Below are 3,323 nucleotides of genomic sequence, written 5' to 3'. Positions count from 1 at the left end.
CTGCAGGTTTTCGCGCAGATCGCGGTGCTCACCCAGGGCGGCCCGGGAACGTCGACGACGGTGCTCGTCTATTATCTCTACCAGCAAGCCTTCCAGTTCCATCTGTTCGGCTACGGCTCGACGCTTTCGATCGTGCTCTTCGTGATCGTCGCCCTCCTCACCTTCGCCCAATGGCAACTCCGCAAGAGGTGGGTGCACTATGAGAACTAATCTCTCCCGACGGGCACAGACGGGGCTCTACCTCCTGCTGTTGCTGCTTGCCGTTCCATTCGTCTTTCCGACGTGGTGGATGGTGACATCGTCGTTCAAGCCTATCTCGCAGATCTTCGCGTTTCCGCCCGAACTCTTTCCGCGCGCCATCGATCCCACCACTTATCGCCGTGTCTTCGAGTTGCAGCCGTTCGCGGAGCAGTATTTCAACAGCGCATACATCGCGGCGATCGTCACCGCCGGAACGATGGCCGTATCGGCGATGGCCGGCTATGCCTTCGCGCGCATTCGGTTCCCGGGGCAGAACGTGTTGTTCATGATCGTTCTGCTCGGATTGCTGATCCCTTCAGAAGTCACGATCGTCCCTCTCTTCCAGATGTTCCTAAAGCTCGGCCTGGTCAACACCCATTGGCCGCTCATCCTCGTGCCGATCTTCGGCGCTCCGAGCGTCTTCGCTACGTTCGTCATGCGCCAATTCTTCATATCGCTGCCCGGCGAACTCGAAGAAGCCGCACGGGTCGATGGCCTTGGACGGTGGAAGATCTTTTGGAAGATCGCCCTGCCGTTGGCGCGGCCGGCGTTGGCAGCGGTCGCCATCTTCACCTTCCTGCACAGCTGGAATCTTTACCTCGAACCCGTCGTTTTTCTTTCGGCGCCGGAGAAATTCACCTTGCCCCAGGCGTTGACACAATACGTCRACGCCTATGGTGGCCCGATGTGGAACGTGCAGCTCGCGGCGGCGACGTTGACAGCACTTCCGGTTCTCGTCGTGTTCATTCTCGCGCAGCGGCACTTCATCGAAGGGCTTGCGCATACCGGCCTCAAGGGTTGATCGGAGAGTTCGATAATGGCTTCAGTCAGTCTCCAAGGTGTCAAGAAGGCTTTCGGGTCCATCGACGTCATTCGTGATGTTTCGTTCGACATCGCCGATGGGCAATTCGTTGTTCTCGTCGGACCCTCAGGCTGTGGAAAATCGACATTGCTGCGCATGATCGCCGGTCTCGAGAGCATTTCCGACGGCGATATCCGCATCGGCGCGCGCGTCGTCAACGATCTGGAGCCGAAGGATCGCGACATCGCGATGGTCTTCCAGAACTATGCGCTCTATCCGCATATGACCGTCGCGCAAAACATGGGTTTCTCCCTCGAACACCGCAAGATCGCAAAGGCTGAGATCGCAAAGCGCGTCGCCTGGGCGTCCGATGTACTCGGCCTTTCTTCGCTTCTCGACCGTTACCCCCGCCAGCTTTCGGGAGGGCAGCGCCAACGTGTTGCGATGGGCCGGGCGATCGTTCGCGATCCGCAAGTCTTCCTGTTCGACGAGCYGCTTTCGAATCTCGATGCCAAGCTGCGCGTCGTCATGCGGGCGGAAATCAAGGCGCTGCATCAACGACTCAAGACGACCAGTGTTTACGTCACGCACGACCAGGTCGAAGCCATGACCATGGCGGACGTGATCGTCGTCATGCAGGGCGGCAGGGTCGAGCAGATCGGTGCTCCCCTCGATCTGTACGATCATCCGGCCAATAAGTTCGTGGCGAGCTTCATTGGTTCGCCCTCGATGAATCTGATCGCCGGGCGTATCGAGCGGCAGGGTTTCGTTACACCCGATGGCGCGGTTCTTCCGCTCGATCGGCCCGCGCAGAGCGAGATCGGCCAGGAAGCGCTCTATGGAGTGCGTCCCGAACATTTCGAAGTGGCGGCCGACGGTCTTGCCATGACGGTGTCGCTCGTGGAGCCCCTCGGCTCGGAAACGCAGGTCTTTGCGGTGCGAGGCGGACAGACGATCGTCGCCCTGTTCCGGGACCGCATCAAGGTCCAACCGGGCGAGGAGATCCGTCTACGCCCGATGCGGCAGGCAATTCACATCTTCGATGCGGAGACCGGAAATCGATTGACGTAGTCCGGCAAAGCGATGCCGGCCTTCCCGAAGGACGCTGCGAGGTTAGGCCGCAAGGCGAAGCGCGATCCATGCGGCGCCGATGGCGCCGATCCCGGCGAGAACGAAAGCGCCGTCGCGGTATCTCAACGGTGGCGCATTCAGGATCGAGCGCGGACCGCCGGACAATCCGCGTGCCTCGAGCGCGATGGCTGTGCGACCGGCGCGGCGAATGGCAAAAGCCAGGAGCGGGATCACAAGTCCCGCCAATTCCACCGGTCCCGGAATTCGCCGCAAGGGTCGCCCAGATCTCATGGCACGGGCCAGGCGCATATGCTGCGCCTCGGACGCCAGATCGGGAACGAGTTGCAGAGCGGCGAACAGGGAATACCCGATCCTGGCCGGAAGACCGCAATTGCGCATCAGCGAGCGCACGAACGCCCCTGCATCGGTTGTCAGCGCGAACACGCTCGAAATCATGCCGCAGGCGATCGCCCGCAGGAACAGGATCAATCCGGCCGAAACCGCTTTTGATTCGAGCACAGACACGCGCGCGACATTGAGCGCGAAGTCGCTTTCCTGCCGGAACAGAACGCTCGTCGTCAAAAAACCGAAACCAAAGAGAGCAAATGGCACCATCAAGGCAAGCACTGTGAGCGGAGAGACCCGGCCGAACACCACCAGCGCGAACGCCGCCGCCGCGATCGACGCCATCTGAAAGCGCGCATCGAAAATCAGTATCGCCGCGACCAGCCAAACGAAACAGACGACGATCTTGCTGAGCGGGTTGAGCGCGTTCAACATTCTTGCACCGCTCGCAACCATTGGATCGCGGGAGTGCACGACGGCAGGGCGAGGCCGGCTCGCGAAACAAGCGAGGGATCGCTCAGCAGCGCCTCGGTCGGTCCGTCCGCCAGAATGCCACCGTCGCCGAGAATGATGCAGCGTCGCGTCAGCCGAAGGGCGAGGTCCATGTCGTGGGTGATGAGGGCGATTGCGCGCCCATTCTCACCGAGGGTCTCGATCTCCTCGGCGAGCATCGCTGCATTGCGGGCGTCGAGACCGGCCATCGGTTCGTCAAGGATGAGCAATGGCCATTGCTCCGCGATCGTCAGCGTGGCGAGGGCAAGGCGGCGCTTCTGCCCCTGCGAAAGAGTGAAGGGATGCCGGCTCTCCAAACCGTGCAGTCCCCATCGTTTCAACGAATGCGCGATAAGCGCTGTCCTGCCAGGAT

General features: G+C 61.1%; 5 protein-coding genes. 3 read left to right on the top strand and 2 right to left on the bottom strand.

Features of this window, described 5'->3' with window-relative positions; translation table 11 throughout:
* From AC1DT3_RS15790 to AC1DT3_RS15780, 3 genes are all read left to right on the top strand, one after another.
* Positions 1-210, top strand: a 210-nt coding sequence (locus AC1DT3_RS15790) for a carbohydrate ABC transporter permease (protein WP_477466193.1), incomplete at its 5' end; no start/stop codon positions are given.
* On the top strand, positions 200-1,042 hold the full coding sequence (locus AC1DT3_RS15785; RefSeq protein WP_477466192.1) for a carbohydrate ABC transporter permease: 843 nt from the start codon (positions 200-202) through the stop codon (positions 1,040-1,042). The genes AC1DT3_RS15790 and AC1DT3_RS15785, both read left to right, overlap by 11 nt.
* A gap of 15 nt (positions 1,043-1,057) precedes the next feature.
* The gene (locus tag AC1DT3_RS15780; RefSeq protein WP_477466191.1) at positions 1,058-2,113 is read left to right on the top strand and encodes an ABC transporter ATP-binding protein; all 1,056 of its coding nucleotides are present in this window, start codon (positions 1,058-1,060) and stop codon (positions 2,111-2,113) included.
* Between the two features lie 42 nt (positions 2,114-2,155).
* Here the strand turns inward: AC1DT3_RS15780 and AC1DT3_RS15775 are convergent, their stop codons facing one another.
* Both AC1DT3_RS15775 and AC1DT3_RS15770 read right to left on the bottom strand, forming a co-directional pair.
* Positions 2,156-2,893, bottom strand: a complete 738-nt coding sequence (locus AC1DT3_RS15775) for an energy-coupling factor transporter transmembrane component T family protein (RefSeq protein WP_477466190.1) — start codon at positions 2,891-2,893, stop codon at positions 2,156-2,158.
* The coding region (locus AC1DT3_RS15770) for an ATP-binding cassette domain-containing protein (protein WP_477466189.1) at positions 2,887-3,323 on the bottom strand (437 nt) is incomplete at its 5' end. The genes AC1DT3_RS15775 and AC1DT3_RS15770, both read right to left, overlap by 7 nt.

This window comes from Microvirga sp. P4_G7, from assembly GCF_056401005.1.
This window is presented reverse-complemented; position numbering and strand designations above follow the sequence as displayed.

Bases quoted from the DNA above. Each gene is read 5' to 3' on its own strand.
- AC1DT3_RS15775 (WP_477466190.1), bottom strand. From the start codon at position 2,893: ATGTTGAACGCGCTCAACCCGCTCAGCAAGATCGTCGTCTGTTTCGTT.